Raw genomic sequence first — 6,472 nt, forward strand, 5'->3', positions numbered from 1 at the left:
CATGAACCCCCATGAGTAGTAAGATGAATTACGGTCGGTTCGGGCGATGTACCGCGACAGCTAAGAGTACGGGAAAGCGGTGTGGTCGACCAGCAATCGGACCACATGGGAAGTGTGGGTTTCACGGGGGCAAGAGTAGTGGACCGAAGAATACCGAGTACCTGGAGGAAAACGACTTTGCGAGAGGTAACTCGGGTGGGGGAGCGCCGAAGCTCAACACGAACGCGGTTCAGTCTGGTGCGTGGGTCGACCTCGAGAAGCTCGAGGCGCGACTCTCCGAGAAAGAACGCGACGACGTCGAGCGTACGACCGAGGCATACCTCAAGCGGGCGACAGCGGACCTTCCCGAGGACGAGCTACAAGCAAAAGCGCGAGAGATTGCATTACTCCAAATTCTCCGGTTTCGAGCGACTGGTGACGTCTTTACTCGGGGGTTTGCGTGGGAAGAACCGACGTCCGTCGACGTCGCGGGCGAGAGTTACGAGTATGAGTCGACTAGAGTAAACCCCTCTGTCGGTCGTGGGTTAGACTTGTCCGCCCGGTGGCGACGTCTCATGTCCGAGATCGAAGCGTGGCCTTAGTTGGTGTCTTCTTGCTGGTCGATGTACCCTACAAGTTGAATCAGAAAGTTACCGATTTGAATCGCTATCTCAAGTGTTTCAATTTCTGTCATTGCATACTAAGAGTAGTCACGGTTAGGCGCGTCCTCGAAACACCCCATGGAAGAAATTGCTAATCGGGTTGTCGGTGAGTGACAACGAGGGCTAGCAATCGGTACTAATCGCAAGACTGCGGTACGATACGTACTAATCAATACGTACGTGGATACGAAATGCGGCGGTTCTCACCGGAAGAATAGTACGAATACTGAGAAGTGAGGACGCATTTTCGGAACGTCTTCAGGCGAGCGCGCGCCCGAAGTGCCGACTACTCGTAACGGCAGGCTGGTCGGTGGGACGCCGTCGACGTCTCGCCGTCGAGGACTTCAGCCCCACACACGGGACACCGGACGTAGTTGTGCCCAGTCGGTTCGCCGTAGCGGTCGTACTCGGTAAACGGTCCTTCCCAGTCGGGAGTGTCGTCGATGACCTCGGCGTCGTCGCCGGCGATGATGATAGCGGTACTGTCTTGGCTTCGGGTTTCGTTGGTCGACATGGTCTTTCAGTCTCCATAGAGAAAGGCCGGTCTCGGTGTCCTACCACCGGGACGTTTCAACACGTCCGAGGATACCGTCTTTCTCTACCATATTGTATTAGCCACATGGACATAAGTCTTTACCATATTGGTTATGCCAAAAGGTATAATCGGGCGGGGAACGTACTGAATCGTATGCCGAGGGAACATGGCGACAGCGGGACGTTTGTCGAGACGGTTAGTTTAGAGGACGTCTTAGGAGTGTTCGACGTGGTCGACGGACCGGTAATCTTGTCGGCGGACGTCGCAGACGAGTTAGATTGCTCGCGAGAGACAGCTCGTCGGAAACTACAGGCATTATACGAACGCGGCGACCTCGAGCGCCGGAAAGTCTCACGACGAGTCGTCTATTGGGAAGCCGACGTTACAGCGGAAACGATGGGGTACGACGAGACGGCGAGAGACGCGCCACAAGATGCCGGTGATTCTATCGAGGGTACTCGGACGTCGACGGCGTCAAGCGCCGCAGAAAGCACAATAGACATTGACGCGATTCTCTCTGATATTGAGGTACCTGGGTTTGGAGAGAAAGCCGAGGCGCGAAAGACGGCGGTTCGGGCGGTCCTCGAGTACCTAGTCGACCACAAAGAGGCGGAGAGTAAGACTCTCAAAGAGATTGCGTGGGAAGCCGATTCGGAGACGTACGCAAATGCACGAAGTCTGTGGTCGAACGCGGTAGTCAAAGCACTACACCAAATTCCCGAGGTATCGAGCGCCGGCGAGCGACAAAGTGGGTGGTCTATAGATGAGTGACGACGGCGACGACGTCGACCCAACCAACCCACGACCGAAAGGTCACTATGGACGGTTTCGAGATTCACCGTGGTACTACGTCAATGACGAGTTAGCACAGACATTCATCCTCGGACCAGCAACCGACGCGGAACCGGGCGACGACTGGATACTGTCGTTTACGGGGGAAGGTGCAACCGAGACGGACCGCGAAAGAGTGTGTGTCCGACTGACGCCGCGAGCGTTGCACGAGCTATACATCGAGACGAAAGACTTGTCGCCGGACGCTCGACAGGCGGGACACACCGCCGAGTGTGACCTTTGCGGGGAAAGCGTCCCGCTGGAGAAGGCCGTCCCGAACAAACGCGAGGAGCCGGTTCACAAACGCTGTTATGTCGACGCCTACGGCGGGCCGGTATGGATGGAAGATTATTGAGCCGGGTTTAACCAACAGTCGGACGTCCCGATAGGTCGGTGTTGGTTAAGAGCGTGGTTACACCGGGAGTAAGCACGGCTCCAGTCGTCGAGATATACAAGGAGAGACGCCGAGGACGTCAAACGACGCGGTCGGCCCCCCAGGGGTTACTCGTCGGCGTTATCTCGAAGCTCTAAGTTCGGGAACGCTCCGACTTTGTCCGTATTCCCCGACTCCCAAGCTTCTTTGATTCGAGCCATTTGTTCCTCGCCGGTTAGGTGGGAGAGTTCGCCCGATTCGAGTAGTTGGTTCACCTCGGGGTAACTGAGTTCGTCCGGCTCGCGCTCCCGTAACTCGTCGAGCGGCTCGCCCCGTTTTACATTAACCTCGACCTCGACCTCCTCGACCGAATACCCGCGCTGGAGGTATGCCTGTCTAACACCGCTCGCGGCAATCCCCTCGAAAGCGTCCTTTGCCAAATCGGACGGTTCGACGGTGTCGGTGATCCCGAGATATAGGAGAGCGAACGACCACGACAGGACGTTTAGCGTATGCTCTTTCCCGTCTAAATCGCCGTCCTCGAAGGCTTCCGTTCTAAGGTCCTCGTCGAGTTCCGAAACCAGGAGCGGCATATCATGTAGGGCTTCATGGAGCCGCTCGACTATCGCTCGCCGGCGTTCGTATCCTGCCTGTTTGCTATACTCCTTCGGTTTTTGGAGATACCGGCGGTCGGCCGGTGACAAAATCCCTCTTGCCCTTTCGTCAAGACTCATGCTTTACCAATCACATCTTCATGTCCGTAATGCTTTATACGTTGTGCCCTAAAGCGGGATATATGTCTGCCACGGACACGCGGATTCCGGTGTCGAAGGATGTGCGGCGCGACCTCCGGGTTCTCAAGGCGCGGGAAGGCCGACGGTCATACGATGAGACAATTGCGGTGGTGCTTGACGCATATCTCTCTGAGAAGGTGGATTAATAAACTATAGTCGTGACTAGCGAACTAGTTGAATCAAACGACGCCGGGAGCACACGAGTCTGCCAGGACTTCGCTCCTATCGGCGTCGAAGGATGCTTACGCGGACACGGCGGGCGGGTGGCCCGTTGTCCTAACTCAACCAATGTGGTTGGGGCTTATGGGATTATCGGATTTTCACCCGGCGTTAGTGTTCGCACAAAAGCGACACTAAATGTACGATACGGACGATACGACGGCACACGAACCGACTGAGAAGCGAAGCCTTCGCTTTGCGACTGACCTCGAGGCGGACGTCTCGCTTACAGACTGGACCGCCCTTCGGGTTCATCGAGTAATCTTCGACGAGACAGAGAGTCAATTTGCGCTTCTCGAGGCACTACAAACAGCGGCGGACGGTGTCGACATACTCGAGTTTGAACACCGACTGTCGAGTTGTGGGTTTGACGTCGATGGGTCAGTCGTGAAACTTGCACGACGAGCTGTCGCCGGCGAGAGACGGGCTCTGTGGGACTTGATTCGGTATGCGCGACGGTTGGGACATGATGAGATGGGACAGCCACAGAGCGCCTTAGAGGACGCTCTCGCGTTCACTCGTCTATTGGGCTATAGCAACCCTCAACAGACGATAGCAATCGGTCTCAATGCGGCTTTCAGAGAGACGCGGCGCGACCAGGCCGACGAGATTATCGAGTACGTTCTAACGCTGTCTGAGAGCGTCGACGTGGTCCTTGGTGGGTCAGAGATCGACCGAGTGTACTTGCACAACTACTACGGCGATATTCTCCCATCGAGTGTTACGAATCCGTGCAACGACACCCGTAATGATTACTCCATTACGACGCTCGTCGACGTGGTTGGGACGGACGGACTTGCTGTCGAGATACTTCGGACGGTAGGTGAGACTGAAAGCGGACACATGGCCTACAGCGCCCTACAATCGGCGTTCAGTCAGTACGATAGGACCACGGTCTCGCGGCGATTGAACGAGAAGCTAATCGAGTATGGTCTTTGTGAGAAGTACGGCGCTCGCGGAAACCTACGAATCGAGATTCTCGACAAAGGAGCGTTGTACCTCGAAGAATTAGCCAAAGAGAAAGAGCGACAAAAGGCCCTTCAGGACTACGTTACGAACACCCCAAAACCAAACCACAATACCCGTGTAATCACGGACCGCCCTCGGGGAGGGAGGGAGGACGACCACCGACCGACCGCCGAAGGTGAGGCGTCGACGACGCCGGACGGACGGGTTCGCTTACCTCGGTATCACGGTGTGGACTATCTTTCGTACGCAGAGACGGTCTCAGCGGCGAAGACACCGCCGAAGAAAGGCGTTAGTGTGACAAACTACCCTGTCGAACCCAAATCTGACCGGGGAGAAGCCGGGTGGGGCTACCTTGAGGACGAGAATACGCTCGTCGTCTCTGCAGAGTACGACTCTGCCATGTCTCATGTGGTGATGATTGCACGAGCGTTACTCGATCCTAAGACGTTCGACCAGGTCCTTACCGAGGACCGTCTCGCGGAACTTGATGGACTAATCGAAGATGGGACGTACGTTCGTGGGTCTCGAAACCTCGGGTGGTTGGCTGACTCTGTCGACTCGGCGGGTGAGTACGTCGACGTCCTCGAGGACGCGAGAGACGAGCTACTCGACATGACGCGGTCACTTGCACATGAGGACTACGAGTGTGAGACGTCCGAGTACCTGAGTCGAATCACGAAAACGGCGATGGGTCTCGCGGGAACCGCGTTTCACGTCCTCGATTTACTCGATATTGACGTCGTTTGGGAGGCTCGCTTACCCGACTACAACCGACACCCGGAGCGATACGGGGAGGACAATGCCGAGTTGTTAGCAACGACGCTTGCGAAGAACGCGCCGATTGCGGCGACGTACGGGAACCACGTAGTCCGGCGACTGTTGTTTGAAGACCGAGACGAGAAGCGACGTCAGTCGTTCGACCCTGTCGTCGACGCGAGCAATCCGTATGCGAACCTGATTGCGTCGATCTCGGTGGTTGGTGACTTCGGGAATCGGGCGGACCACGTCGCCGGCGTAATAGAAGACCGACTGTCGAACCCTGGGGAGATTCACGAGGACGCGCCGGAGATTGCGCTCAAAGTCCCTGTGGTCGTCGAGCATGGTCCGAGTACGGTTGCACGAGTAACACGGGCAATGTGTCGGGCGAAAGGTCTCGACGCGACGAGAGACGCGATACGGCTATTCTCTGGGTTTGCACGGACACCGTACGACGTAGCCCACGCAATCGGGCGAGGGTTGTCTCAAGAAGCGACACCGAGAGAGATTCGGAGTAGCGAAGTACGGCTTTCACTCGCGAGTCTCCCGTCGAAGCGTCTCTTAGAGGACGCAACCCCCACGGTTCGGGCGATGATTAGTACGTTGCTCGCGACGAATCTGAGCCTTAGCAAGACAGAGTTAGCCGAGAAAGCGGGAATCTCGACGCAGTCGGTTCGGAACCACTTACCGACACTTGTAGCAATGGGGTTAGTCGACGAGACCGAGGGTCAGTGCCGACTGAACCTTTCGTTCACAGACGAGCAAGAACGCCACAAGCGGATTCTTCCATCGTTCATGCTGACCGAGTCGTTCACTCGAGACGTCCTCTTTGAGACGCTAGAAGCGCTTGATGAGTTGACCGAGGAGGTAATCGAGATATGGGTACAATGCGGACCTAACGGGCTACCGGACATCGACCGTCTCCATACGATGTACGACTGGGTAGACTGGGTACGTCCCTTACTGTCGAGTCTAACCGAAGAACGAGACGAGACGGTTCAGACGCTGTCTATTGGGCCGGAGATTGCACAGCAACCCCTCACGGAGGCAGGTTCGTGATTGAACTAACCTTTGGTAATATGTTCGTGATATGCGTTGTATTCGGGTATCTCGTAATCTCGTGGTATCTCTCGAGACAGTACGTTCATGATTAGAGTAGGGTCGACGAACTCTGAACCTATGAATCGCGGTCGGACAACAACCCCCCATGGAATCTTGAGGCAAGAGACAAACACGGACCACATGAACCCCCATGAGTAGTAAGATGAATTACGGTCGGTTCGGGCGATGTACCGCGACAGCTAAGAGTACGGGAAAGCGGTGTGGTCGACCAGCAATCGGACCACATGGGAAG

Annotated in this window: 6 protein-coding genes; 4 read left to right on the top strand and 2 right to left on the bottom strand. The window is 56.0% G+C overall.

Going from position 1 to position 6,472, the window contains the following annotated elements:
* Positions 1-927: 927 nt before the first annotated feature.
* Positions 928-1,155, bottom strand: a complete 228-nt coding sequence (locus C483_RS19150; RefSeq protein WP_004050879.1) for a hypothetical protein — start codon at positions 1,153-1,155, stop codon at positions 928-930.
* A 105-nt stretch (positions 1,156-1,260) separates the two neighbouring features.
* Between C483_RS19150 and C483_RS19155 the strand changes: the two genes are divergently transcribed.
* On the top strand, positions 1,261-1,947 hold the full coding sequence (locus tag C483_RS19155) for a hypothetical protein (protein ID WP_241431541.1): 687 nt from the start codon (positions 1,261-1,263) through the stop codon (positions 1,945-1,947).
* Positions 1,940-2,362, top strand: a complete 423-nt coding sequence (locus C483_RS19160; RefSeq protein ID WP_004050867.1) for a hypothetical protein — start codon at positions 1,940-1,942, stop codon at positions 2,360-2,362. The genes C483_RS19155 and C483_RS19160 overlap by 8 nt, the downstream gene beginning before the upstream one ends.
* A 146-nt stretch (positions 2,363-2,508) precedes the next feature.
* Here C483_RS19160 and C483_RS19165 read toward each other — a convergent pair whose 3' ends face one another.
* On the bottom strand, positions 2,509-3,114 hold the full coding sequence (locus C483_RS19165) for a hypothetical protein (RefSeq protein WP_006655017.1): 606 nt from the start codon (positions 3,112-3,114) through the stop codon (positions 2,509-2,511).
* A 62-nt stretch (positions 3,115-3,176) separates the two neighbouring features.
* On the opposite strand from C483_RS19165, the gene C483_RS20570 reads away from it, so the two are divergent.
* Both C483_RS20570 and C483_RS19170 read left to right on the top strand, forming a co-directional pair.
* Positions 3,177-3,320 carry a hypothetical protein gene (locus tag C483_RS20570; protein WP_006655018.1) on the top strand — a complete coding sequence of 48 codons (144 nt, stop codon included), beginning with the start codon at positions 3,177-3,179 and terminating at the stop codon, positions 3,318-3,320.
* Between the two features lie 547 nt (positions 3,321-3,867).
* Entirely contained in the window at positions 3,868-6,177 is a 2,310-nt protein-coding gene (locus C483_RS19170) for a helix-turn-helix domain-containing protein (protein WP_241431542.1), read from the top strand.
* The last annotated feature ends 295 nt before the right edge of the window (positions 6,178-6,472 follow it).

This window comes from Natrialba hulunbeirensis JCM 10989, from assembly GCF_000337575.1.
Taxonomy (GTDB): Archaea; Halobacteriota; Halobacteria; order Halobacteriales; family Natrialbaceae; genus Natrialba; species Natrialba hulunbeirensis.

Bases quoted from the DNA above. Each gene is read 5' to 3' on its own strand.
- C483_RS19165 (WP_006655017.1), bottom strand. From the start codon at position 3,114: ATGAGTCTTGACGAAAGGGCAAGAGGGATTTTGTCACCGGCCGACCGC.
- C483_RS19155 (WP_241431541.1), top strand. From the start codon at position 1,261: ATGGACATAAGTCTTTACCATATTGGTTATGCCAAAAGGTATAATCGG.
- C483_RS19150 (WP_004050879.1), bottom strand. From the start codon at position 1,155: ATGTCGACCAACGAAACCCGAAGCCAAGACAGTACCGCTATCATCATC.
- C483_RS20570 (WP_006655018.1), top strand. From the start codon at position 3,177: ATGTCTGCCACGGACACGCGGATTCCGGTGTCGAAGGATGTGCGGCGC.
- C483_RS19170 (WP_241431542.1), top strand. From the start codon at position 3,868: ATGGGACAGCCACAGAGCGCCTTAGAGGACGCTCTCGCGTTCACTCGT.
- C483_RS19160 (WP_004050867.1), top strand. From the start codon at position 1,940: ATGAGTGACGACGGCGACGACGTCGACCCAACCAACCCACGACCGAAA.